At 70.2% G+C, this 24870-nt stretch carries 23 protein-coding genes, 1 pseudogene and 3 riboswitches; of the genes and pseudogenes, 18 read left to right on the plus strand and 6 right to left on the minus strand.

Features of this window, described 5'->3' with window-relative positions; all coding sequences use genetic code 11:
- Positions 1–181: 181 nt before the first annotated feature.
- Complete coding sequence (locus NAMU_RS21450; protein WP_015749436.1) at positions 182–625, plus strand: hypothetical protein; 444 nt, start codon at positions 182–184, stop codon at positions 623–625.
- Positions 626–674: 49 nt separating this feature from the next.
- Here NAMU_RS21450 and NAMU_RS21455 read toward each other — a convergent pair whose 3' ends face one another.
- A complete protein-coding gene (locus NAMU_RS21455) occupies positions 675–1886 on the minus strand; it encodes an MFS transporter (RefSeq protein ID WP_041369265.1) in 1212 nt (403 codons plus the stop codon).
- Between the two features lie 118 nt (positions 1887–2004).
- Here NAMU_RS21455 and NAMU_RS21460 point away from each other — a divergent pair, with 118 nt between their 5' ends.
- The 5 genes from NAMU_RS21460 to NAMU_RS29510 all read left to right on the plus strand — a co-directional run bounded on the left by NAMU_RS21460 (position 2005) and on the right by NAMU_RS29510 (position 7122).
- Positions 2005–2406 (plus strand): ArsR/SmtB family transcription factor, encoded by a 402-nt coding sequence (locus tag NAMU_RS21460; RefSeq protein WP_015749438.1) that lies wholly within the window; start codon positions 2005–2007, stop codon positions 2404–2406.
- A 186-nt stretch (positions 2407–2592) separates the two neighbouring features.
- Complete coding sequence (locus tag NAMU_RS21465; RefSeq protein ID WP_015749439.1) at positions 2593–4347, plus strand: hypothetical protein; 1755 nt, start codon at positions 2593–2595, stop codon at positions 4345–4347.
- Between the two features lie 165 nt (positions 4348–4512).
- Positions 4513–4622: riboswitch (SAM riboswitch) on the plus strand.
- Positions 4623–4935: 313 nt separating this feature from the next.
- Positions 4936–6081 (plus strand): aminotransferase-like domain-containing protein, encoded by a 1146-nt coding sequence (locus NAMU_RS21470; protein ID WP_217180556.1) that lies wholly within the window; start codon positions 4936–4938, stop codon positions 6079–6081.
- A gap of 109 nt (positions 6082–6190) precedes the next feature.
- Positions 6191–6772: a DUF1349 domain-containing protein gene (locus NAMU_RS21475; protein WP_015749441.1), complete on the plus strand. Its 582-nt coding sequence runs from the start codon at positions 6191–6193 to the stop codon at positions 6770–6772.
- Positions 6769–7122 (plus strand): TraR/DksA family transcriptional regulator, encoded by a 354-nt coding sequence (locus NAMU_RS29510; protein ID WP_015749442.1) that lies wholly within the window; start codon positions 6769–6771, stop codon positions 7120–7122. Before NAMU_RS21475 ends, NAMU_RS29510 begins: the two co-directional genes overlap by 4 nt.
- Before the next feature lie 23 nt (positions 7123–7145).
- Here the strand turns inward: NAMU_RS29510 and NAMU_RS21485 are convergent, their stop codons facing one another.
- Both NAMU_RS21485 and NAMU_RS21490 read right to left on the minus strand, forming a co-directional pair.
- A complete protein-coding gene (locus tag NAMU_RS21485) occupies positions 7146–8171 on the minus strand; it encodes an LLM class flavin-dependent oxidoreductase (protein WP_015749443.1) in 1026 nt (341 codons plus the stop codon).
- A 19-nt stretch (positions 8172–8190) separates the two neighbouring features.
- Positions 8191–9096, minus strand: a complete 906-nt coding sequence (locus NAMU_RS21490) for an NADP-dependent oxidoreductase (protein WP_015749444.1) — start codon at positions 9094–9096, stop codon at positions 8191–8193.
- Between the two features lie 164 nt (positions 9097–9260).
- Between NAMU_RS21490 and NAMU_RS21495 the strand changes: the two genes are divergently transcribed.
- Together NAMU_RS21495 and NAMU_RS21500 are read left to right on the plus strand one after the other, a co-directional pair.
- Entirely contained in the window at positions 9261–10403 is a 1143-nt protein-coding gene (locus tag NAMU_RS21495) for a glutamate--cysteine ligase (RefSeq protein ID WP_015749445.1), read from the plus strand.
- Between the two features lie 63 nt (positions 10404–10466).
- Positions 10467–12020, plus strand: coding sequence for an IS1182-like element ISNml3 family transposase (locus tag NAMU_RS21500; RefSeq protein WP_012814020.1), 1554 nt, complete (start codon positions 10467–10469; stop codon positions 12018–12020).
- Positions 12021–12266: 246 nt separating this feature from the next.
- Here NAMU_RS21500 and NAMU_RS21505 read toward each other — a convergent pair whose 3' ends face one another.
- The 3 genes from NAMU_RS21505 to NAMU_RS21515 all read right to left on the minus strand — a co-directional run bounded on the left by NAMU_RS21505 (position 12267) and on the right by NAMU_RS21515 (position 14964).
- Complete coding sequence (locus tag NAMU_RS21505; RefSeq protein WP_015749446.1) at positions 12267–12929, minus strand: methionine ABC transporter permease; 663 nt, start codon at positions 12927–12929, stop codon at positions 12267–12269.
- On the minus strand, positions 12926–13948 hold the full coding sequence (locus tag NAMU_RS21510) for a methionine ABC transporter ATP-binding protein (RefSeq protein WP_041371252.1): 1023 nt from the start codon (positions 13946–13948) through the stop codon (positions 12926–12928). The genes NAMU_RS21505 and NAMU_RS21510 overlap by 4 nt, the downstream gene beginning before the upstream one ends.
- 71 nt (positions 13949–14019) lie before the next feature.
- Positions 14020–14964: a MetQ/NlpA family ABC transporter substrate-binding protein gene (locus NAMU_RS21515; protein ID WP_015749448.1), complete on the minus strand. Its 945-nt coding sequence runs from the start codon at positions 14962–14964 to the stop codon at positions 14020–14022.
- 475 nt (positions 14965–15439) lie between these two features.
- A riboswitch (SAM riboswitch) is annotated at positions 15440–15551 on the plus strand.
- Positions 15552–15600: 49 nt separating this feature from the next.
- On the opposite strand from NAMU_RS21515, the gene NAMU_RS31950 reads away from it, so the two are divergent.
- From NAMU_RS31950 to NAMU_RS21555, 10 genes and pseudogenes are all read left to right on the plus strand, one after another.
- Positions 15601–15711, plus strand: a complete 111-nt coding sequence (locus NAMU_RS31950; protein WP_407669140.1) for a putative leader peptide — start codon at positions 15601–15603, stop codon at positions 15709–15711.
- A gap of 227 nt (positions 15712–15938) precedes the next feature.
- Positions 15939–17045 (plus strand): ABC transporter substrate-binding protein, encoded by a 1107-nt coding sequence (locus NAMU_RS21520; RefSeq protein ID WP_015749449.1) that lies wholly within the window; start codon positions 15939–15941, stop codon positions 17043–17045.
- Positions 17032–17967 carry an ABC transporter permease gene (locus NAMU_RS21525; protein ID WP_015749450.1) on the plus strand — a complete coding sequence of 312 codons (936 nt, stop codon included), beginning with the start codon at positions 17032–17034 and terminating at the stop codon, positions 17965–17967. The genes NAMU_RS21520 and NAMU_RS21525 overlap by 14 nt, the downstream gene beginning before the upstream one ends.
- Positions 17940–18698 carry an ABC transporter ATP-binding protein gene (locus tag NAMU_RS21530; protein WP_015749451.1) on the plus strand — a complete coding sequence of 253 codons (759 nt, stop codon included), beginning with the start codon at positions 17940–17942 and terminating at the stop codon, positions 18696–18698. Before NAMU_RS21525 ends, NAMU_RS21530 begins: the two co-directional genes overlap by 28 nt.
- Positions 18695–20164 (plus strand): FAD-binding oxidoreductase, encoded by a 1470-nt coding sequence (locus NAMU_RS21535; protein ID WP_015749452.1) that lies wholly within the window; start codon positions 18695–18697, stop codon positions 20162–20164. Before NAMU_RS21530 ends, NAMU_RS21535 begins: the two co-directional genes overlap by 4 nt.
- 11 nt (positions 20165–20175) lie before the next feature.
- Positions 20176–20291, plus strand: a riboswitch (SAM riboswitch).
- 35 nt (positions 20292–20326) lie between these two features.
- Positions 20327–20461 carry a hypothetical protein gene (locus NAMU_RS31520; RefSeq protein WP_015749453.1) on the plus strand — a complete coding sequence of 45 codons (135 nt, stop codon included), beginning with the start codon at positions 20327–20329 and terminating at the stop codon, positions 20459–20461.
- Positions 20462–20788: 327 nt separating this feature from the next.
- Positions 20789–21692, plus strand: a pseudogene (locus NAMU_RS31955) (amino acid ABC transporter permease).
- Positions 21689–22528: an amino acid ABC transporter ATP-binding protein gene (locus NAMU_RS21545; RefSeq protein ID WP_015749454.1), complete on the plus strand. Its 840-nt coding sequence runs from the start codon at positions 21689–21691 to the stop codon at positions 22526–22528. Before NAMU_RS31955 ends, NAMU_RS21545 begins: the two are co-directional and overlap by 4 nt.
- Positions 22529–22593: 65 nt before the next feature.
- On the plus strand, positions 22594–23613 hold the full coding sequence (locus NAMU_RS21550; RefSeq protein ID WP_015749455.1) for an ABC transporter substrate-binding protein: 1020 nt from the start codon (positions 22594–22596) through the stop codon (positions 23611–23613).
- Positions 23614–23689: 76 nt separating this feature from the next.
- A complete protein-coding gene (locus NAMU_RS21555) occupies positions 23690–24832 on the plus strand; it encodes an FAD-dependent oxidoreductase (protein WP_015749456.1) in 1143 nt (380 codons plus the stop codon).
- The last annotated feature ends 38 nt before the right edge of the window (positions 24833–24870 follow it).

Raw genomic sequence — 24870 nt, forward strand, 5'->3', positions numbered from 1 at the left:
GTGCTGGTTCATCCGCGCTGATCGATCCGCGCTGATCGATCCGCGCGGTCGCCCACAGGTCGGTCCGGTCGACGGAGGCGGACCACAGCTTCCGGACAATTCAGCCCTGGGCGCACGGGCCGCCACGGCCCGGGGGCCGGGCGTAGCCTCGCGGCCAGGACTGGATCACCCGGAGGTCGTGATGGCTCGAGGACGGCTCAAGGTCGCCGACAACGCTCTGCCGGACCGGATCGTCATCCCCGACCTGGACGCCGTCATCGTCGCCGGAGCGTTGCACCAGGCCGACCTGATCGGCTTCCGGCTGGTGATCGCCGATCCGCCGGCCGATCTGCGCACCCTGCAGGCCTCGGCCCGCTGGGTGGTCGCGGCCCAGGAACCCGAGGCGGGAGCCGTCCGGTTCCGCGGGGACACCGTCGTGGTGACGCTGCGCCGGGACGGCGGCGACGGCGCCGGCGACCGGGAACCCCGCCAGCCACTGCCGCCCCGCCTGTCCGACCGGCCGCCGCTGGGTGAGGAACCACCCACCCCGCTGGAACGGGCGCTGCCCCCGCTCGGCCGGACCCGGGACGAACTCGGGCAGGACGCCACCGTGCTCCGCTTCGAGCGGCCCTCCGCCGGCCACTGACCCCGCTGCCCGCCGGGCCCGTGGGGCGACCGGCGGGGGCCCGGTGATGTCAGCCGCGTCGGCGCGCCACCAGCTGATCGACCAGGGTGGCCGCGGCCACCACCGTGACCAGTCCGGCGTAACCCAAGGTGGTCGGGGCCAGCCCGACGACGGCGATCAGGATCCCGGCGAGCACCGCCGGGATGCTGAAGGCCAGGTAACTGACGATGAAGATGGCCGAGATGAGTCCCGCACGCTCGTGATCGCTGGCCAGCTGGCTCACCGACCGGAACGCGCCGAGGAACGCCGGGCCGAACCCGGCGCCGGCCACCACCGTCCCGACCACGAACACCGGCCAGGACACCGTCACCACGGACAGCGCGACGGCGCCGGCGCCGGCCACCAGCAGCCCAGTGCCCAGGCTGGTCATGAACTGCGGGGTCCGGTTTCGGAGCAGGGTGGAGGCCAGCGCCGCCGCTCCGGCGAACGAGCCCAGGACCAGCCCGACGACCGCATGGTTGCCCTGATCGAAGACGGTGGCCAGCAGCGACCCGCCCACCGAGAGCATCAGCCCACCCAGCATCCAGGTCGAGACGAGGGTGGGGGTGCTGCGCAGGAACGCACGGCGGGCGGCGACGGGAACCGACACCCGGGGCCGCAGCGCGGCCCACGCACCCGGCCGGCGACCGACCGTCTCCGGCAGCAACGCGGTGCCGGCGGCCAGCAACAGGAAGGCGATCACGAAGATCTCGAAGATCAATCTGGTCGGCTGCGGGCCGTACTGCAGCAGCAGACCGGCCAGCAGCGCGCCGACGCCGAGACCGCCGGTGGCGGCGACGCTGTTGACCAGCGAGCCCAGCCGGGAGCCGTCGGCGGGCTGCAGGTCGAGCAGGTAGGCCCCGAGCACGCCGACCGCCGCACCGGTGGCCAGTCCCTGGACGATCCGGGCGACGACCAGCGCGCTCACGCCGTCGGCGCCGAGGAAGACGGCCATCGCCGCGGCCTGCACGATCAGGGCGACGGCCAGGACCGGACGCCGACCGACGTAGTCCGACAGCCGGCCGACGGTGAGCAGGCTCAGCAGCAGGGCGAGAACGTAGACGGCGAAGATCGCGGTCAGGGTGGCCGAGGAGAATCCGAACGCGGCTTGGTAGACCGGATAGAGCGGGCTCGGCGCGCTGGAGGCGGCCAGCAGAGTGGTGACGGTCGCGGCCACCACCCAGAAGCCCGCAGTCCGCGACAGGGTGGGGACCGCGCCGGAAAGGCCGGTGCGCTCCCCCACTCGCTGTGATGTGGCCGGCAATCCTGTCATTGTGGCTCCGATCCGCTTACTGTTCGAGTTGTATCGAACGGTTGCAACCGCGCCATCCCGATGATTGTTCCAAGAAAGTCGAACTGTTATGTCCACCGCCGCGCGGGCCCTGCCCCACCCGGATCTGGTCGACGTCGACCTGCCGCAGGTGCTGTTCGCTCTGAGCGACCCGACCCGGCTGCACCTGGTCCGGGAACTCGACGCCCAGGGACCGCTGTCGGTCGCCCAGTGCCAGGCGGCCGGAGGCGACGTCCCCAAGTCGACGTTCTCGCACCACCTGCGCACCCTGCGCGAGGCCGGGCTGATCTGGAGCATTCCGGACGGCCGGCGGCGGACCATCGAACTGCGCCGGGACGACGTCGACCATCGCTTCCCCGGGCTGCTGGCCGCGGTGCTGGCCACCGGCCGGGGCGGCGCGACCGCGCCGGATCTTCCCGACTTGACGCCTGCGCCGTCGCGCTCGGCGAGTACGGTGCGAGCGACCAGCTGACAGGCCGACCTACCTACCCTCCGGACCCTAAGCTCACGGCGAGAAATTGCGTCGCCGGGGCGACCAGACGCTCCCTTCCCTCGACGGCGGGGCCCAGCGCCGGCCCGGTCACCAGCTCTTGACTCGTCGCCTGCGTCCCGGAATCTCGACGGCGCTGCGGTCATCAGCGGCTCCTACGATGCCCGGGTGACCGGATACGAGTACGACTTGGGCCGCTACCACCGGGAGATCGGCACGGACAGCGCGGAGGCGGCGGCCTGGTTCGACCGCGGATTGATCTGGTCCTATGCCTTCAACCACGAGGAAGCGGTGGTCTGCTTTGAACGCGCCGCGGCCGCCCACCCGGCCTGCGCCATGGCGCAGTGGGGCATCGCCTACGCCCTCGGGCCGAATTACAACAAGCCGTGGGAGTTTTTCGACGAGGACGACCTGGACCGCACCCTCGTGCGCACCCACCGAGCGGTGCAGCGGGCCCAGGAGCTGGCCGGGCGGGCCCTCCCGGTGGAGCGCGCCCTGATCGGCGCCCTGGCTCACCGGTATCCCGATGCCCACCTCGGCCCCGACCCGGCGGCCCCCACCGCGGTGTGGAACGCCGACTACGCCCAGGCGATGTCTCTGGTCTATCGGGACTTCGCCGACGATCCGGACGTCGCCGCTCTCTACGCCGATGCGCTGATGAACCTGACCCCGTGGCAGCTGTGGGACCTGCGCACCGGTGAGCCGGCTCCGGGATCCCGCGCCGACGAGGCCCAGCTCGTGCTCGACCGGGCCCTGGCCCGGCCCGACGGGTGGCAGCATCCGGGCCTGCTGCACCTGCACATTCACCTGGTGGAGATGTCAGCGACGCCCGAGCGCGGGCTGGCGCTGGCCGACCTGCTCCCCGACCTGGTGCCCGACGCCGGGCACCTGCAGCACATGCCGTCCCATCTGCAGGTGCTGTGCGGGGACTACCGGGGCGCGATCACCGCGAACAGCCGCGGCATCGCGGCCGACGCGAAGTTCCTGGCCAGATCGGGCCCGATGAACTTCTACACGCTGTATCGCGCCCACAACCATCACTTCCGCATCTACGCCGCCATGCTGTCGGGCCGGTCCCGGGTCGCCCTGGAGACCGCCGAACAATTGGAGCAGTGCATTCCAACGGAGCTGCTGCGGGTTCCGTCCCCACCCATGGCCGACTGGCTCGAGGGATTCCTGGCCATGCGGGTGCACGTGCTGATCCGGTTCGGTCGGTGGCCGGACATCCTGGCCCTCCCACTGCCGGACGACCGGGATCTGTATTGCGTGACGACCGCGATGACGCACTACGCCCGGGGCGTCGCCCTCGCCGCCACCGGGCACGTCGAGCGGGCCGGAGTCGAGAGAGTCCGCATGCAGGCGGCGGTCGCCCGGGTGCCGCCCGAGCGCATGCTGTTCAACAACACCTGCCGCGACATCCTGGGCGTAGCCTCCTCCCTGCTGGACGGCGAGATCAACTACCGGGCGGGTCATCTCGATCAAGCGTTCGCCGACCTGCGCCGGGCGATCGACCTGGAGGATGCCCTGCCCTTCGATGAGCCCTGGGGATGGATGCAGCCGACCCGGCACGCCTACGGCGCGCTGCTGCTCGAGCAGGGCCACGTGGCCCGGGCCCTGGATGTCTACACCGCCGACCTCGGCATCGACGACACCCTGCCGCGCGCCCTGCAGCACCCCGGCAACGTCTGGAGTTTGCACGGCCTGCACGAATGTCTGACCCGGCTCGGCCGGGACGCCGAGGCCCGGCTCGTCGCCCACCAGCTGCGCCTGGCCGCCGCGGTGGCCGACGTGCCGATCCAGGCTTCCTGCTTCTGCCGGCTGTCCACGGTGGAGCCGCTCCGCCAGGAGCCCGCGGATCTCGAGTCCCCCGGACGCGACAGCGGCTCGGAGCGGTCCGACCACGGGTGCTGCAGCCCATCGTGATCACTGCGGCACCGACCGCCGTGGCCGATCGCACAACCGCCCTGAGCGTCGCGAGGAGTGCTGCGGCGCAGGCTGATCGGTGCCACCATGCCGGGACGATGATCAGCTGGCCGTGGAGAGCCGCCGCGTTGACACCTCGGCGAGAGGCTGGCTACAGTCCCCATCGGTGACCAGACGCAGCGTCAAGCCCTGACTTGCTGCTCGGCAACCCTCACGTCGCAAGACCGGGTGCCCCAGGTGATCACTCGATCCGGTCCTCCGGATCAGCACGACGACCCTCGGGTCGACACCGACGGAGAGCATCGTGAACGCAGCGCAGGTGGGCCCGACCTTCCGGGCGACCAAGCGCCGGCACGTTGATCTGGCCCTGGTCGCCAGTTCCGGCTGTCGTCTCTGACGTTCAGCCCCCATCCTCCGCAGCGACGCATCGACCCACCGGATGTCCCGACCCGGCGCCGGTCGGCTCCTGTCGCACCCCTGTCGACCTGAAGGTGCCCCATGACAACCATTACCCAGACCCGCACGGCCACCGCCACATCCCCCGCCGAGACTTCGACACTTCCCCCGATCAGCCGACTCTCCCGCCGGTTGAGCGAACCTCGGGGGTTCGGCGACCAGACGCTGATCGTTCCCCGGCCCGACGCGATCCGGCTGCTGGGCGGCATTCCCGCACCGGAGGCGCTGCCGGTGCCCGACATCGCCCGTGTCTCAACAGAACTCTGGACCGATCCGGCGGCCGCGACTGCGGCGCTGCAGTACTCGTCGGCGACCGGCTTCACCGGCCTGCGGGAGTGGATCGCCCGGCGTGAGGGCGTCGATCCGGCGCGGGTCGTCATCACTAACGGGGGCCTGCACGGGCTGTCGCTGGCCGTGCTGACCGTGGTCGAGCGCGGCGCCACGGTCGCCGTCGACGACCCGATCTTCCCGCTGTTCCTGCGGGTGCTGGAACTGGCCACCGATGCGGTGCTGCCCATCCCGGTGGACGGTGACGGGCTGGACGTCGAGGCCCTGGCCGCGCGGCTGGCCGCCGGAGAGCGGATCGGCGCCGTCTACACCGTCCCCGACTTCCACAACCCGTCCCAGGGCACGCTGACCACCGACGGCCGGCGCGCGCTGGTCGCCCTGGCCGAGCAGTACGGGTTCTACCTGCTGATCGACAACCCCTACCGGGAGCTCCGTTTCGCCGGCGACGACCAGGGTCTGCGGCCGTTCCACGAGTCCGACCGGGCGATCGTGGTGAACACGTTCACCAAGACCCTCGGTCCGGGGTGGCGGGTCGGCTGGCTGGTCCTGCCCGAGCAGCTGGTGCCCCCCGTCATCCGGTTGCGCAACCGGCTCGACGGCCACTCCTCCACGGTCACCCAGACGCTCATCGAGCACCTGGTGCTGACCGACGACGGCTGGTTCGACCGGGTGCTGGCACCGGCCCGCGCGCTCTACGCGGAACGGGCTTTCGCGCTCGTCGACGCGCTCGAGGCGGAGCTGCCGGGGGCGTTCCGGACCGTCCGCCCGGAGGGCGGGTTGTTCCTGTGGCCGCGGCTGACCGATGACCGCGTCGATGCCGCCGCCCTGGCCGACCGGGCGGCCGCCCACGGCGTGCTCTACCAGCAAGGTGAGTTCTTCGCCTCCGGACCGGATCGGTGGGAGGCCTCCCGGCACCTGCGGTTGGCCTATGGCGATCGCACCCCCGAGGAGTTGCGCGAAGCCGTGCGCAGACTGGCCGCGGCCTTCTAGCGTGGAGGGGGTCAGTAGCCAGTGGGCCAGTGGCCAGTGGGTCGTCGTGGGTACAGTCCCCTGACGGTCGTGGCCGACCGATGGCCCGGCAGCGGTGGAGGTGGTCCGGATGGCCCAGGTGCCCTGGTCCGCGGGTCGGTGGACGCACGCGCCGGCCGCCGTGGTCGAGCGCGACGGCGACCTGCTGGTCACGGCCGTCGAGGGCAGTGACGCCTGGCGGGTGGCGTCCTACGGGTTCGTCCACGACAGCGAACACGCCCTGGTCGTGCCGTTCGCCAACGGTTCGGCCATGGAGGTGGAATTCACCGCCGTCTTCCGCGAACAGTTCGATCAGGCCGGCCTTTTCGTCTCCGTCTCGGAGCAGCGGTGGATCAAGGCCGGGCTCGAGTATGCCGACGGCGCGGTTCAGCTCGGGGCGGTGGTGACCGACGGTGTCTCGGATTGGTCGTTGGCCCCGGTCCCGGACTGGGCCGACCGGCGCGTCACCGTCCGCGCCAGCCGTGACGGCGATGCCATCACCCTGCGGGCCGGGGTGAGCGGCGGGCCGCCACAGCTGGTCCGGCTCATTCCGTTCCCGCCGGACCTGGCGGCCGCGGCCGGACCGTTCGTCTGCGCACCCACGCGGGCCGGCCTGCAGGTGCCGCTGCACAGCTGGCGGGTGACCGAGCCGGACGACGGGCTGCACCCGTGACCGCCGCCGATGCGGACGGCCGGCAGGTGCTCGAACAGTTGCGGGTGCGGCTGACGGCCGAGCTGGAGGCGCACCACCGGGCGCTGCTGGAGATCCGGCGGCTGCGCGCCGACCGATCGGATGACGACGAGCACGACCCCGAAGGCTCGCCACTGTCCGGTGAGTGGTTCCGGATCGACGGCATGCACCGGGCGGCCCAGCAGCGCGTGCGCGATGTCGACGAGGCCCTGGCTGCCCTCGACGCCGGGCGCTACGGCATCTGTGAACGCTGCGGCTGCGCCATTGCCGCCGGGCGGCTGGCGGCGCTGCCCACCGCGACCCGTTGTGTGTCCTGTGCCGGCCGGCGGTGACCGGCCGGTTCCCTCGCTCCGGCTCAGGCGGCCGGGCGCCAGCCCAGGGCCGGCCCCAGCCTGGTGGCGATATCGGTGAGGATCTGCACGTAGTCGGCCGGTTCGAACGAGAACGGCAGGGCGAAGGCCACCTCGTCGACCTCCCGGAAACCGGCGTGCGCGAACAGCTGCTCGGCGATCTGGGCACTGCTGCCGATCAGATCCCGGGCGAACAGCATGCCGCGGGGGCCCTGCGGGCCGGCTGTCCTCGGCGTCCGCGCCTGCACGTACGCCTCGTACTTGGCCCGCTGCTCGGCGGTCGCCGAATCGGTCGGGATGACGACCAGGCCCTGGGACACCCGCGCGGACGGCCCGGCCGGGTGGGCCGCCCGGAAGGCCACGATCTGCTCGCGCTGGATCTCGGCAAAGTCGGTGGCACCTCCGGGTTCGGCGAAGACCACGCTGCTGGACAGCAGGTTCATCACGTGCTCACCCGCCCACCGGGCCGAGCGCAAACTGCCCGCCCCGTACCACATCCGGGCCCGCAGTCCGGGTGAGTACGGCTGCACCCGGTCGGAGAACTCCTCGAAACCCTGCCGGCCGGCAAAGGTGGACGCGGTGCGGCCCTCGACGAACGCCAACAGCCGCTCCACCCGGGTGTAGCTGAAATCCTCGACCTCGGCGGTGTCCGGGTACAGGGCCGCCTTCAGGTGCTCGTACTGCATCGGGGGCCCGACGCTGATGCCCGGGTTGATGCGCCCACCGGAGAGCAGATCCACCGTGGCCAGATCTTCGGCCAGCCGCAACGGGTTCTCCCAGCCCAGTGGCGTCACCGCCGTGCCCAGCTCGATCTGGCTGGTGCGCTGACCGGCTGCGGCCATCATCGCGATCGGCGAGGAGATGCCGTACTGCAGATGCCGATGGCGCAGCCACGCGCTGTCGAACCCCAGTTGCTCACCGAGCTCGATGACCTCCAGGGTGGCCCGGTGCCCGGCCGCCGGATCGGCCGGGTCGAACAGACCGATGGTCAGAAATCCCAGACGGCGCAGGGGTTGACCGGGGACCGGCACGGTTGTCTCCTCTTGACGGTCAGGACTCGGGAATCAGCACCAGTTTGCCGCGAACGTGCCCGCTCTGGCTGATCTGGTGCGCTTCGGCGGCCCGGCTGAACGGGAACGTCTGCACCTTGATCACCAGCGCGCCGTTCTCCAGCAGCGCGGCGGTCTCCGCCAGCGCCTGCCCGGCGGTGGCCGCGCGTCCCGTGGTGAGCTGGATGCCCGAGTCACCGGCGTCGAACCGGGCGATCGTGACCACCTGAGCCGGTTCGCGGACCAGGCTCAGCAGGTCGGCCACCGGGGTCTTGCCGGCGACGTCGAACACCGCGTCGACCCCGTCGGGGGCCACGGCCCGGACGCGATCGGCCACGCCCGCGCCGTACTCGACGGCGGTGGCGCCGATCTCGCGCAGGTAGTCCTGATTGTCCGGCCCGGCCGTGGCGATCACGGTCGCCCCGCGGGCCACCGCGATCTGCACCGCGACCGCACCGACGCCGCCTGCCCCGCCGTCGACGAGCACGGTGCTGCCCGCGGTCACACCGACCAGGTCGAAGGCCCGGATGGACGTCTCGGCCGCCACCCCCGCGGCCGCGGCGACGGCCCAGTCGACCGACGCGGGCTTGCGCGCGTAGACCTCGAGCAGAGCCTGGTCGGCCGCCGTCGCCGATCCCAGCCCGAAGACATCGTCGCCGACCGCGACATCGTCGACGCCTTCCCCGATCTCGTCGACCACGCCGGAGGCGTCGAAGCCGACGATCCCGGGGCTGGTCAACGGCTTGCCCTGGGCCATGTACCCGGCCCGCAGCTTCCAGTCCAACGGATTCACGCTGGAGGCCCGCACCTGGACCCGCACCTGGCCGGGACCCGGATGCACCTCGGGCGCCTGTCCGACGCCGAGCACCTCGGGACCGCCGTATTCCTGGAACTGAACCGCACGCATGGGGTTTCCTTTCTCGGGAGGCCCGAACGGCCACCGATCAGACGCCTGGACCGGCGCCGAGCCAGTGACAGCGGCAACGCATCTCTCGATGGGATATTCCCGGCCCGTCCCCCAAGTGCCCGGGCCGCGCGCACCGGGGTCGAGCGGGCTGACAGGATCGGACGATGGGCACCATCGACTTCGCGCCGTCCGAGCGGTCCCGGCTCGGCATCGAATGGGAGATCGCCTGCGTCGACCGGCGCAGCGGGGAGCTGTCCCCGGCGGCACCGGAACTGCTGTCCCGGCTCGGCCCGGCGAGCGCCTTTCCCCACGTGACCGGCGAGCTGTTGACCAACACGGTCGAGATCGTCAGCGCGCCGCACCGCCGGGCCGGCGATGCGGTGGACGATCTGACCCGGATGGTCGACACGGTCTATCACCTGGCCGAACCGCTGGGCGTGCAGCTGATCTCCTCGGGGACCCACCCGTTCAGCCAGTGGTTCCAGCAGCAGGTGACCCCCGGAAACGACCGGTACGCCACGCTGATCGACCGCACGCGCTGGTGGGGCCGGCAGATGATGATCTGGGGTGTCCACGTGCACGTCGCGGTGGACGATCGGGACAAGGTGCTGCCGATCATCGACGGGCTGCTGACCTACCTGCCGCACTTCCAGGCGTTGAGCGCGTCCAGCCCGTTCTGGTCCGGCGAGACCACCGGGTACGCCTCCAACCGGGCGCTGATGTTCCAGCAACTGCCGACCGCGGGCCTGCCCCCGCAGCTTGCCGACTGGGCGCAGTACGAGTCACTGGTCGACGACCTCACGCATACCGGCGTCATCGACGTGCTGTCCGAGCTGCGCTGGGACATCCGACCGTCGCCAAAATGGGGCACGATCGAGGTACGCACGTTCGACGGCATCTCCACGGCCCGCGAGATCGGTGCGATCGCCGCGCTCACCCAATGCCTGGTCGAGTACTTTTCCCGGGAACTCGACGCCGGGCGGACCGTGCCCACCCTGCAGCCCTGGTTCGTCCGGGAGAACAAGTGGCGGGCGGCCCGCTACGGCATGGACGCGATCATCATCCAGAACGCGGCCGGCGACGAGCGTCTGGTCACCGAGGACCTGCACGAACTGGTGCCGCGCCTGGAGCCGGTCGCGGCCGACCTGGGCTGCCCCCAGGAACTGCAGGACATCCTGCAGATCGCGGACCACGGCGCCAGCTACCAGCGCCAGCTCCGCGTCGCCCAGGCCCATCACGGCAGCCTCAAGGCCGTGGCCTCCTCGCTGGTCCGTGAGCTCCGGGAGGGGCGGCCGACCACGCACTAGGACGCTCCTGAATTATCCGTATGTCGGCCCCTGTTGATCTTGTGGGTTCGGGATGATCTTGGTGTGCAGGGTCGGTCGCGGGATCAGCGTGAGTTGTTGGATGCCGAGTCGGTAGTCGGTGGGCTGCTCAAGCCGGGCAGCGTGTTCGCGTTTCTGGCCGCGCACCGTCGGGAGGTGTTCCCGGACGGCATGTTCGCGGATCTGTTTCCGTCGGGTCGGGGCCGCCCGTCAGTGCCGGCCGACGTGATGGCGTCGGTGATTGTGCTGCAGGCTCTGCACGGCCTGTCCGACGCGGACACGGTGGACTCGGTGACGTTCGATCTGCGGTGGAAGGCAGCGTGCGGGTTACCGGTGACCGCTGCGGCGTTCCATGCCACGACATTGACGTACTGGCGGCGTCGGCTGGCCGCTTCGCAGTCGCCGAACCGGATCTTCGACGCGGTCCGCCAGGTCGTGGACCAGACCGGGGTGCTGGCTGGAAAGAGCAGGCGAGCGTTGGATTCCACGATCCTGGACGACGCGGTCGCCACCCAGGACACGGTCACCCAGTTGATCGCGGCGATCCGCCGGGTCCGCCGCGAGGTACCCGGCGCCGCCGAGGTCGTCGGCGAGCACTGCTCGGCTCACGACTATGACGACCCGGGCAAACCGGCGATCGCCTGGAACGATCAGCAGGCCCGCGAGGCCCTTGTCGATGCGCTGGTCACCGACGCGCATCGGGTGCTGGGACACCTGCCCGACCAGGAGCTCGGACCGAAGGCGGCGGACGCGGTCGCCCTCTTGGCGTTGGTCGCCGGGCAGGACGTGGAACCGGTCGAGGGCTCGGACGGCACCGACGGACGGTGGCGGATCGCGCAGCGGGTCGCCCCGGACCGGGTGATCTCCACCGTGGACCCGGAGGCGCGGCACGCCCACAAGACCGTCCACCGGCGGCAGGACGGGTTCAAGGCACACATCGCGGTCGAACCCGACACCGGTCTGGTCACCGCCTGCGCGGTGACCATGGCCAGCGGACGCGGCAACAGCGACGCCGAGGTTGGACCCACCTTGCTGGCACAGGAGACCGAAAAGCTGCACGTGCTGGCCGATTCGGCGTACGGATCGGGATCCGCGCGGGCCGAACTGGACCATGCCGGGCACATCGCGTTGATCAAGCCGTTCCCGCTGCGGTCGGCCGTGCCGGGCGGGTTCACCCTGGACGACTTCACCGTCGACCCCGAGGCCAGGACGGCCACCTGCCCGAACGGGGTGACCCGGTCGATCACCGCGCAATGGTCCGTCACCTTCGGAGCGGCTTGCCGCGGCTGCCCGCTCCGGGCCCAATGCACGACCAGCGACGCCGGTCGATCGCTGAAGCTGACCGAGTACGAAAGCCTGCTCAGGGCGGCCCGTCGACAAGCGGAAACCGAGGACTTCCAACAGGTCTACCGACGGCACCGGCCGATGGTCGAACGATCGATCTCCTGGCTGGTCCGCGGCAACCGCAAAGTCCGCTACCGCGGCGTCGCCAAGAACGACCACTGGTGGCACCACCGCGCCGCTGCGATCAACCTCAGGCGAATGCTCACCCTCGGGCTGACGCGGGTGAGCGGGACGTGGACCATTGCACCGGCCTGACCGGCCGGCACGAGACCTCACCGGGCCGTGAGCAACGGCCCGTCCCTCCGATCAGTCAGGAGAATCATCCAGGGCCGGGCGACGACTCAGGACCACGCCTGACAGCCCGATCACGCGCGAACGCTCCCACTGTCCCAAAGCGAACTCCCGAACCCACAAGTGACCGTTATTCAGGAGCGTCCTAGCCGGCCGGGCGGCGGCGGTCGACCGCCGCCGCCCACTCGACGGTCGCCCGGATCGGCCCGATCAGCGCCGAAGAGCCTTGCGGGCCAACCAGTTGCCCACGAACTGGGCGACCTGGACCAGGATGATGATGGTGATGACCGCGATCCAGGTGACCACCCAGTTGAAGCGCTGGTAGCCGAAGGTGATCGCGAAATTGCCCAGACCGCCCCCGCCGACCGCGCCGGCCACGGCGGTCATGTCGACCACCGCCACGAACGCGAACGTGTACCCCAGGATCAACGGCCCGAGTGCCTCGGGTATCAGCAGGGTGACGATGATCCGCATCGGGCTCGCCCCCATCGCCCGCGCCGCCTCGATCACGCCCGGGTCGATGCTGACCAGGTTCTGCTCGACGATGCGCGAGATGCCGAAGGAGGCGGCCAGGGTCAGCGGGAAGATCGCGGCCGCGGTGCCGATGGTCGTGCCCATCGCCAACAGGGTCAGCGGGCCGACCGCGGTGATGAAAATGATGAACGGGATCGGCCGCACGAAGTTCACGATGACGTTGAGAATCGTGGAGGCCGGCCCGCTTTGCAGCAGTCCGCCCTTGCGCGTGGTGTACAGCAGGATGCCGATCACCAACCCGAAGAACCCGCCGACCACCATCGTGACGGTCACCATCACCAGCGTCTGACCGATCGAGCTCAAGAAGACCGGCCACAACGTGCTCCAGTCGGTGCTCATGCCACGTCCTCCACCACGGTCACCGCACGCAGATCGGCCACCGTCCGGTCGACCGAGTCCGGCGAGCCGACCAGCTCGAGGGTGATCTTGCCGAACGAACCGTCGTGCAGGGAGGTGATGCCGCCGAAGACGAAATCGAACTCCAGGTCGCTGACCCGGGCCCGGTGGGCCAGGACCCGCCCGATGCGGTCGTCGTTGGTCACGTCGACCAGCACGAGCCGGCCCTGATGCCGCTGCTTGAGCCGCTCGACGTCCACCCCGTCCGGCCGGTCCCGCAAGGCGGATTCGACGAACTTACGGGTGGTGTCGGCCTGGGGCCGGGAGAAGACTTCATACACCGATCCGACCTCGATCAGCCGGCCCCGGTCCAGCACCGCGACCCGGTTGGCAATGCTGCGCACGACGTCCATCTCGTGCGTGATGACCACCACGGTCACTCCGAGTTCGGAGTTGACCCGCTGCAGCAGACGCAGCACGTCCTCGGTGGTCTCCGGGTCCAGCGCGCTGGTCGACTCGTCGGCCAGCAGGATGGACGGGTTGGTGGCCAGGGCCCGCGCGATCCCCACCCGTTGCTTCTGCCCTCCGGACAGCTGATCGGGATAGCTCCAGGCCTTGTCCAGCAGCCCGACGAAGTTGAGCAGCTCGGTGACCCGAGCCTTCTGCTTGTCCTTGGGCCATTTGGCGATCTTCAGTGGGTAGGCGATGTTCCCGTAGACGTGGCGCGACCGCATCAGATTGAACTGCTGGAAGATCATCCCCATCCGGGAGCGGACCTGACGCAGCTCCCGCTCGGACAGGGTGGTGATGTCGGTGCCCTCGATGACGATGTGACCGGCGGTCGCCGACTCCAGGGCGTTGATCATCCGCACCAGGGTGCTCTTGCCCGCCCCCGAGCCGCCGATGATCGCGAAGATGTCCCCGGCCTGGATGTCCAGCGTGACCCCGCGCAGGGCGCTGACGGCATCCGGTCCCTGCCCGAAAGTCTTGCTCACGTCCTGGAACTGAATCAGCGGTGCCACGGTGTCTCCATCGGTGCGGGGTCTGTCGGGGCTGGACGGGGCCCCGGCCGGGGCACCCTCGGCGCCGGTGCTCACTTGCTGTCGCGGACCGTCTGCTCCAGACCGGTCAGGATGGTCTGCAGGTCGGTCTGCGGGCGATCGACGATCACCGCGGTGCCCTGGGAGGCGTTCACCACCGCCGCAGTCACCGCCGGATCGTGGTACAGCTCGACGATCGTGCGGTAGGTCGGGTTGTCCTGGTCCGCGGCCCGCGCCACGAAGGCGTTGATGTAGGGCTCGGCGGCCGGCTTGGACGGGTCGTCGTTGTAGAGCGCCTGGGACGGATCGAGCTTGGCGTCCAGGGCGAAATTGTTGTTGACGATGGCCGCATCGACCGAGGACAACGAGGTGACCGTCTGCTGCGCATCGACCGGCACGACCGTGACCTTCGAGGCGGCGGTATCGATGTCGGCCGGGGTGGACAGCACGGTGCCGCCGCCCTTGAGCGAGATCAACCCGGCCTGCTGCAACACCAGCAGCGCCCGCGCCTGGTTGGTCGGATCGTTGGGGATGGCGACCTGCCCGGCCTGCGGGATCTGCTCCAGCGCGGTATGCCGGGTCGAGTACAGCCCCAGGGGCACGACGACCGTCGAGCCGATCGGGGTGAGCGTCTGATCGGCCGAGACGTTGTAGTTGGCCAGGTAGAGCAGATGCTGGAACAGGTTCAGATCCAGCTGGCCCTGCGCCAGCGCCGGATTGGCCTGCGTGTAGTCACCGAAATTGACTGTCTGCAGATCGATTCCCTTGTCGGCGGCCAGTTTGATCAGGATGGGCCAGTAGTCGGCACTGGCCTCGGTGGTCCCGACCTTGACCACGACCTTGTCCTCATCCGAGCGGGTGAGAGTGACGATCAGGACGGTGGCGGCGACGGCCAGGGCCACCACGGCGGCCACGACACCGACGATCAACCCGGTGCGGGACTTCTTGCGTTCGGGCAGGGCCGCGGGGGTACCGGTGGGTTCGGATCCGGAGGTCATGGGTCTGTTCCTTGACTGCAGAGCGACGACATCGCCGCATGAGGGTGAATGAAGACAGACCGTGCTTCCTCGGCGACGCGCGAATCTGGGAAATGACGGGCCGGTAGTGCTCGGACCACCGCATCGAGACGCGAATGTCGCGTCAGATCAGGCAATTCCGTCCGCGGACGGCAGGCTCGAGCGAGCCGGTTGGGCCGATCAACAGCCCGGACACAGCCCCCCGGGCAGGGTGGTGTGCGCGAACAGAACGGTCGGGACGAGCTGCGGACATGCGGCAGCCCTATCGCTGCGATCTGTCCGGTTCGTCAACACCGCTCCAACGTAGAGCGATACCTCCGGCATGGTCAAACGACCGGGGCAAACCCCGTGGTGTCGTTGCTCACCGACACTGTGTCCGGGATCATCGACCGACTCATGGTGGCCCCGCCGGGGATGGATTGACCCTGCGCCGGTTGATCCGCTACCTTTCTTGAAAGGTCATGAGTCCCAGCATCGAGCTCCGGCTAGCTGGGCGGCAACCCTCCTCCGCGGTGGGGTGCTCCGGATGAAGACCTGGCGGGGCCGAACGGCTCCCGCAAGCGCGGGCTCGCTCATCACGAGTCCACCGGACGAGGGACTGACGAGGTGAGGACCATCATGAACGTTGCGCCCACCGAGTTCTCGTGTCCACCCGCGTCGGCCGCCTGGTTCTGCCGGCGTCATGTGGATCTGCAGCGCGTCGCCAGCGCGCTGTGTCCCGGTTGCTGACCACTCCTGCCGCGGTGATCGCTGCCCCGACCCGGTATCGGGCGGGCGGTCTGTCGCCGTCTCGCACCGGCTGATCGACACCTTCGTCCGAGCCGGCATTTTCCGCCTGCGTACGCCGCCGCGCACTTCTTCCCGGGGCCGCCGCGGTCCGCTTGGCGTGCCCATTTCCGTTGACCAGCAACAACTGTCGTCCTCGTACTACCACCCGCCCGCCAGAAAGGCCCCCGATGACCAGACGCCCGCTCCTGCGGCGCCTCGCCACCGCCACCGCACCGATCGCCGCCGTCGGCGCCGCCCTGCTGCTCGCGGCGTGCTCCGGCTCGACCACCTCCCCGTCGACCAGCTCCCCGTCGGCCACGTCAGCCGGCGCCGTCTCCAGCGGCTCGGTGTCGGCGGCCGCCGACTCCCTCGACCTGTCCGGCGTCACCCTGCGGATCGGCGAAACCGGTTACAAGCAGCAACAACTCCTGCTGGAGAAGGCGGGCCTGGCGGACACGCCCTACACCACCGACTTCAGCCTGTTCCAGGGCGGCAACCTGCAACTCGAGGCGCTGGGGGCCGGCGCCATCGACCTGGCCAGTGCCAGCGAGATCCCGCCGATCTTCGCCGCCCAGTCGGGTGGCCCCGGCTCCCTGGCGATCGTCGCCGTCCGCCAGGGCAACACGCTGACCCAGGAGGTCGTGGTTCCCGAAGGGAGTTCGATCACCGACGCCGCCGGCCTCAAGGGCAAGAAGGTCGCCTACGTCCAGAACACCACGGCGCACTACTTCCTGTACAAGGCCCTGGAACAGGCCGGCCTGAGCTGGAGTGACATCGAAGCGGTCCCCCTGTCCACCAGCGACGGGCTGGCCGCCCTGCTGTCCGGCCAGGTGGATGCGCTGGCGTCCTACGGCAACGCCATCATCTCGGCCCACGCCAAGGGCGCCAGCACCATCGTCGACGCCCGGGACATCCTGTCCGGCAATTTCGTCTACGTCTCGACGCCGACGGTGATCGACGATCCGGCCAAGCATGCGGCCATCGCGGACTACTTCTCCCGGCTGCAACGGGCCTTCAACTGGGCCCGGGCCAACCCGGACACATGGGCCGCGGTCGTCGCCGAGCAGACCAAGCAACCGGTCGAGCAGGCGCTGAGCACCTTCACCGACGGTGAGGCGCAACGTCCGAGCAAGTTCGTGCCGACCTCGGCCGAGGCGATCGCCTCCCAGCAGGACGTGCTCGACACCTTCGTCAAGGCAGGCATTCTCACCACCGGCTTCAGCATCGGCGACTACTGGAGCACCTCGTTCGACGCCGACCTGACCGCGATCGAGGGCGAGTATGTCGGCGGCTGACGTCAGCGCCGGCGCGTTGCCGGCCGCGCGGGCACGGGCCCCGCGGCCGGTCGCTCCGGACAACGGTGTGCTCCCCACCGGCCCGAGCGAGCACCCGATCCCGGTCACCGTCATCACCGGTCGGTCAACCCGAGCGGGCCGCCCGCGGGCCCGCCGGGCGCGGGTGCCCCGATGGGTGATCAAGTCCATCAGCCCACTGCTGTTGATCCTGCTCTGGTACGTGCTCAGCGCCGTGGGCTGGTTGTCGGCGAATACGTTGGCCTCCCCGCAACGGGTGGTGGTCAAGGCCGGTGAGTTGCTGCGCACGGGCGAGCTGCAGGAGGCCATCGTGGCCTCGGCCCAGCGCGTCGGGCTCGGGTTGTTCTTCGGCGTCACCGCCGCTCTGGTCGCCGCGCTCATCGCCGGGCTGTTCAAGGTCGGCGAGGACATCATCGACGCCCCCATCCAGATGCTGCGGACCGTGCCCGTTGTGGGCCTCATCCCGTTGCTGATCATCTGGTTCGGCATCGGCGACCAGCCCAAGCTCATCCTGATCGCCCTGGGCGTCTTCTTCCCGCTCTACCTAAACCTGTTCGCCGGGATCCGCGGGACCGACCCGGCGCTGATCGAGGCCGGCCGCACCCTGGGCCTGCGCAAGCTCGGCCTCATCCGGCACGTCATCCTGCCGGCCGCGGTGCCCAGCGGCCTGGTCGGCCTGCGGTACTCGATCGGCGTGTCCTGGTTGATCCTCGTTTTCGCCGAGACCATCAACGCCACCACCGGTATCGGCTTCCTGGTGAACACCGCTCGCGAATTCTTCGAGACCGACACCATCGTGCTGTGCCTGGTGTTGTACGCGCTCCTGGGCCTGTTGGCCGACCTGATCGTCCGCGGACTGGAAAGGGTGTTGCTGGCATGGCGACCGTCGTTCACCGGGACCTGACTTGCTCCCCCGCCGTTCCGGCGGACGCCGCGCCCTTCGCGGTCCGGGTCCGGGGGCTGACCAAGCGGTTCGGGGACCGCGCCGTCATCTCCGACCTCGACCTGGACATCGCCCCGGGCGAGTTCGTCGTGCTGCTGGGGGCCAGCGGGTGCGGCAAGAGCACGCTGCTGCGGATCCTGGCCGACCTGGACCGGGACCTGGACGGGCGCGTGGAAGTCGCCACCCGCCGCGCGGTCTCCTTCCAGTCACCCCGGCTCATGCCGTGGAAGAAGGTCTGGCGCAACGTCGTGCTGGGGTTACCGGGCCGGCCCGACCGGGCGCGGGCCGAGGCGGCGCTGGCCGAGGTGAACATGACGCACCGCAGCGATGTGTGGCCCAAGGTGCTCTCCGGCGGCGAGGCCCAGCGGGCGTCGCTGGCCCGGGCACTGGTCCGGGAACCGGACCTGCTGCTGCTGGACGAGCCGTTCTCGGCGCTGGACGCCCTGACCCGGCTGACCGCGCAGGCATTGGTCGCCGACCTGTGGACCCTGCACGGGTGTGCGGTGCTGCTGGTCACCCATGACGTCGAGGAGGCCATCAAGCTGGCCGATCGGGTACTGGTCATGCGGGACGGCGTCATCGCCCACCAGGCCGTGGTCGAACAGGAGCGGCCCCGCGAGGTCGCCGACCCCCGGTTCGTCAGCCTGCGCGCCGAGCTGCTGGCCCACCTCGGCGTCCAGGAGCACGGATGACCGCCGACCTCCTCGCCCCGGGCCGCATCGACCTGCGGGACCGGCTGCGCACCGTGCTGAACCCGGACGAGATCACCTGGCAGGACGACGCCCTCGAGGCGGCCGCGGTCGACCGGTCCGGGCTGCGGCTGCCCGGTCGCCCGCTGGCCCTGGTCACCCCCGGCTCCGTCGACGGCGTGCGCGCGGTGCTGCGACTCGCCCAGGCGGCCGGGGTCACCGTCGTGCCGCGGGGTGGGGGCAGCGGCCTGTCCGGCGCCGCCGCCGTCCCCGACGGCGCCGTGGTGCTGTCCACCACCCGGCTCGACCGCATCCTTGAGATCGATCCGGCGGACGGGGTCGCCGTCGTGCAACCGGGGGTGATCGTGGCCGACCTGGACGCCGCGGCCGCCGAGCACGGTCTGCTGTATCCGCCGGACCCGGCCAGCCACCGGATCGCGACGGTGGGCGGCACCATCGCCACCAACGCCGGCGGCCTGCGCTGCGTGAAATACGGCGTCACCCGCGACAGCGTGCTCGGTCTGACCGTCGTGCTGGCCGACGGTTCCCTGCTGCGGACCGGCGGACGGACCTTGAAGGGGGTGGTCGGGTACGACCTGACCGGCCTGTTCGTCGGCGCCGAGGGCACCTTGGGGGTGGTGGTCGAGGCGATCGTCAAGCTCTGGCCGCGCCCGATCCACACGCGGACCGCGGTCGCCTTCTTCGACTCCGCCGAACTGGCCGCGGCCGCGGTGACCACCGTCGCCGCCACCGGGGCCCGGCCCAGCGCCCTGGAGCTTATGGATACCGGTGCCCTGCGGGCCATCGACCGGGCGCAGCACACCGACCTGGCCGGGCGCGGCTCGGCCCTGCTCATCGCGCAGACCGACGGTTTCGGAGCCGACGCCGAGATCACCGCCGTCGCAGACGCTCTCACCCGAGCCGGGGGGCGCACCGAGCTGCCCGACCAGGCCGCCGCCGAGCGCTACCTGTGGTTGCGCCGGCATGGCCGCGGCGTCCCCGCGGACGAATGGGTGATCGGGGAAGACGTCGCCGTCCCTCGCTCGGCCCTGCCGGCCGCCGTCCGCGCCATCGAGGACATCGCCGGGCGGCACGGTCTGGACAGTGCACTGGTCGCCCATATCGGCGACGGAAACCTGCATCCCGTCCTCACCACCCCGAAGTCGTCGACGGATCAGGGGGTGGCGCCGACGAGGCTGCACCGGGCGGCCGACGAGCTGGTCCGGACCGCGCTCGCCCTGGGCGGCACCATCACCGGGGAACATGGCGTCGGAATTGCCAAGCGGCCCTGGCTGGCGGCCGAGCTCGCCGAAGACAGCCTGGCCCGGCAGCGCCGGATCAAGGCGATCTTCGACCCGACCGGCATCCTCAACCCGCACACCTGGCTGGCGCAGGCCGGCGCCCCGGGTCGCTCGGTTCCGGACCGAGACGTCTCAGAGCTGTTTGACGAGAACATCTCTCGTCCGTAGAGTGAAGGCACGGTCATGAGTTCCAGCGTCAAGCCCCGGCTTGCTGGGCGGCAACCCTCCTACCGCGGTGGGGTGCTCCGGGTGACGACACGGCGACGAGCGAATGCGCTCGACGCAAGCGCGGGTTCGGCCGGCCGAACCCCGAGGACGACAGGCGGGGACATGAGCCGATACACGACAACGATCGAGCTGAGCCGTCGCGCCGCGGTGGGCACCCCCTTCCGGACGGCGTCGTACGGCACGTCGACGCAACGCCGGCACGTCGACCAGGGCCGGCTGTCCAGCGGGCTGTGTTGATCCGGGTCTGATCCAGCGCTGTCGTCCCTGCGTCGATCCAGACGCGGACCCGGCCCCGGTACCGATCCGGGTCCGGCGCGCACGCTCCACCGTTGATCACCCGCTCATCCAGGGTGTCCGCGGCCTTCCGTTTCGGGACCACCCGATCGGCGGGCCGCCGTCCCCCGCATCAGGCTCTGTCGACCCCTTTCCGAGGATCCCGTGACCACCACTCCCGTACGCCGGCACGACCAGGCGAACCCGGCCCCAGCACATCCGAGCGGCGGGGGCGTCCCGCCGAGCACCGGCCCCGTCGCCACCCTCGACGTCGACCCGGCCTCGCTCACCGTGATCAAGGCCAGGCATCCCTGGCGCTGGGTGGGCGCCGCGATCGGACTGATCCTGCTGGCCCAGTTCGTCAACGGTCTGATCACCAACCCGGGGTGGGACTGGCCCACCTTTGCCCGCTACATCACGGCTCCGGTCGTCCTGCAGGCCGTGTGGCTGACGATCCAACTGACCCTGTACGGCACGGTCCTCGGCTTTGCCCTCGGCATCGCGATCGCCGCCGGTCGACTGTCCAAGAATCCGGTGCTGCAGACGATCTCGTGGACCTACGTGTGGGCGTTCCGGTCGATCCCGCTGATCGTCCAGCTGTTGTTCTGGTAACATCGCCTACCTCTACCAGAGTGTGTCGATCGGCGTGCCCTTCGGGCCCTCGTTCGTCACCTTCGACGTGAACTCGACCATCAGCGGGATCGCCGCCGCCGTGATCGGGCTGGGCTTGCACCAGGCCGCCTATTCGGCCGAGATCATCCGCGCCGGCATCCTGTCGGTCGACGCCGGTCAGCTGGAAGCCGCTGCCGCCCTGGGCATTCCGCGACGCCGCCAGTTCTTCAAGATCGTGCTCCCGCAGGCGATGCGCGGCATCCTGCCCAACGCGGCGAACGAGGTGATCAGCCTGTTCAAGGGCACCTCGATCGTCTCCACGATGGCGATCGCCGAGCTCTTCTACCAGGTGCAGGTCATCTACGGGCGCAACGGACGGGTGGTCCCGTTGCTGATGGTGGCCACCGTCTGGTACATCCTGATGACCACGGTGCTGTCCATCGTCCAGTACTACGTCGAGCGGCACTACGCCAAGGGCGCCGTGCGCACCATGCCGCTGACGCCGCTGCAGAAGGTGCGCCGACGTGTCGCCCTGCTGTCCGCGCAGGCCCGCCAGTCCTCGACGATCGGGGCCGGGCGATGAGCCTGCGCCTGGGCGAACCGGCCCACCCGAGCACCTCCCCGGCTCCGGCGGCTCCCGGCACCGTCATCGGCGATCCGGCGTTTGCCGTCGAGGTACTGGGCGTCCACAAGTCTTTCGGTGCGCTGCACGTCCTGGATGGGGTCGACCTGCGGGTCCGGCGCGGTGAGGTCACGGTCATCCTCGGTCCGTCCGGGTCCGGCAAGTCCACCCTGCTCCGGGCGATCAACCACCTGGAGAAGGTGGACAAGGGTCTGATCCTGGTCGATTCCGAACCGATCGGCTACCGCCGCAAGGGCACCCGGCTGCACGAGCTGAGCGAGCGGGAGATCCTGCACCAGCGGGCCAAGGTCGGCTTCGTCTTTCAGAACTTCAACCTGTTCCCCCACCTGACGGTGCTGGAGAACGTGATCGAGGCGCCCCGCAGCGCCCAGCGCCGCCGGCGGGACGACGTCGTGGCCCAGGCCCGATCGTTGCTGGCCGCGGTCGGCGTCGCCGACAAGGCCGACGCCTACCCACGGCAACTCTCCGGTGGGCAGCAGCAGCGGGTGGCGATCGCCCGGGCCCTGGCCCTGAACCCCGCGGTCATCCTGTTCGACGAACCCACCTCGGCCCTGGATCCGGAGCTGGTCGGCGAGGTGCTCGAGGCCATCCGGGCGCTCGCCGGCCAGGGGCGCACGCTGATCATCGTCACCCACGAGATCGGTTTCGCCCGTGAGGTCGCCGACTCGGTGGTGTTCATGGACGCCGGCGTCATCGTCGAGCACGGCACCCCGTCCCAGGTCCTGGACCATCCCCGCCACGAACGAACCCGCGCCTTCCTGTCCAAGGTGCTCTGACCGACCACGCGCCACCCGACCGGGCTTCCCCCGGCCGGGACCACCATCGAAAGGAACCACCCACCATGTCATCCCGTCTGCGACGCGGCTTCGTCCTGACTTCGGCGCTGATCGCCGCGGCCCTGGCGGTCAGCGCCTGCGGCGGCTCCACCGGCGACACCGCAAGCACCACGAGCGGTGCCGCCGCGCCCGCGAGTGCCGGTTCGGTGTCGGCGGCCGCAGCCGACGCGGTCGAGTTCAATCTCGGCCCGGACCAGAACCGGGTCACCACCGCCAAGGTCGATGCGATTGCGGCCAAGGTTCCGCAGGAGATCCGGGACCGCGGCACCATCAAGGTCACCGGCTCGGCCGGCACCGCGCCGCCGCTACGTTTCTACGCCACCGACGACACCACCCTGATCGGTTCCGAGGTCGACTTCGCGTACCTGTTCGCCGACGTGCTCGGGCTGCGGGTGGACCTGTCCGCAGCGGACTGGTCGCAGAACTTCGTCCGGGTCGATTCGGGTGAGGTGGACGCCTTCATCTCCAACGTGACGGTGACCGAGGAACGCAAGGAGAAGTACGACTTCGCCACCTACCGGCTGGACACCCTCGCCCTGGAGACCCGGATCGACGATCCCTGGACGGTCACCGACCGCAAGGATCTGGCCGGCAAGGTGATCGCCGTCGGGTCGGGCACCAACCAGGAAAAGATCCTGGTCGACTGGAACGAGCAGAACATCGCCGAGGGACTGGCGCCCATCGACATCAAGTACTTCCAGAACTCCACCGACTACTACCTGGCCCTGTCCTCGGGACGGATCGAGGGCTACTTCGGGCCCAACCCGACCGCGCAGTACCACGCGGCCAGCACCGGCGAGACCAAGGTGATCGGCACCTTCTCGGGGGCCGGCGAGGCCCTGCAGGGTGAGATCGCGGTGCTGACGCTCAAGGGCAACGGGTTGGCCGAAGCCTTCACCGAGGCGATCAACCACACCATCGAGAACGGGACCTACCAGCAGGTTCTCGATCGGTGGAATCTGGCCAGCGAGGGCGTCGCCCGCTCCGAGCTCGACCCGCGCGGGTTGCCCAAGCCGACCAGCTGAGCCCCCGACCCGATCCGCCCGGCCGTCAGCACCAGGTGACCGGCAGTCAGCACCATGTGAAAGGAGGGACGAGAAGATGTCTCGCACTCCCCCTATGAGCGTGGCCGTCATCGGCGGCGGGGCGATCGGCTCGGCCGCCGCCTGGCAGCTGGCGGCCCGCGGGCATCGGGTCGTGCTGGTCGAACAGTTCGGCCCCGGTCATGTGCGGGGCGCCTCGCACGGCAGTTCCCGGATCTTTCGCTACTCCTACCCGTCGGCGCTCTACATCGAACTAGCCCGGCGGGCCGGCCGGCTCTGGCGACGTCTGGAACGTCTGCACGGGCAACGGTTCTACGCCCGGACCGGATCGGTCGACCACGGCAATCCGGCGGCGGTGCAGCGGCTGGCCCGGTCGTTGCACCAGGCCGGGATCGAGCATTCCGTGCTCACCCCCGGGGAGGCCGAACTGCAGTGGCCCGGCCTGCGCTTCGACGGCATGGTGCTGCACCATCCCGACTCGGGGCGACTGCACGCCGATCAGGCGGTCGCCGCGCTCCAGCGGTGCGCCCAGGTCGAGGGCGCCGAGATCCGTTTCCACACCTCGGCGACCGGGGTTCGGGTCAGTCCCTCCGGGGTTCGAGTGCTGTCCGCGTCCGGGTCGATCCGCGTCGACCAGGTCGTCGTCGCGGCGGGCGCCTGGACCTGCGACATCCTGGAATCGCTGCCCACGCTGAGCCGGTCCCTGCCGGCGCTGGTGACCACCCAGGAGCAACCGGCGCACTTCGCGCCGCGGCAGACGCCGGTCGGCTGGCCCAGTTTCCTGCACCACCCGGGCGGGCAGTACCTGGGCCCGGCCGTGTACGGCCTGGCCGCCCCGGACGGGGTGAAGGTCGGCGAGCACGGCACCGGGCCACGCGTCACCCCGCAGCACCGCGACTTCCGGCCCGATCCGGACGGTGTGGGGCGGCTGCAGCAGTACGCCCAGCAATGGCTGCCCGGGGTCGATCCGACCCTGGTCGAGGCCACCACCTGCCTGTACACGTCCACCCCCGACGGGCACTTCGTCATCGACCGCCGCGGGCCGATCACCGTGGCGGCCGGGTTCTCCGGGCACGGCTTCAAGTTCGCGCCGGCCATCGGCGAACTGATCGCCGGCCTGGTGGCCGAGCAGGGTCGCTCCCCCACCCTCTTCCGGCTTGGACCTCGTGTATCAGAACCGGTTTCGGCCGGACGCCGCTGACGTTGCCGATCGCCCCCACCTCGTGACCCGATTCCTGG

The organism is Nakamurella multipartita DSM 44233 (assembly GCF_000024365.1).
GTDB lineage: Bacteria > Actinomycetota > Actinomycetes > Mycobacteriales > Nakamurellaceae > Nakamurella > Nakamurella multipartita.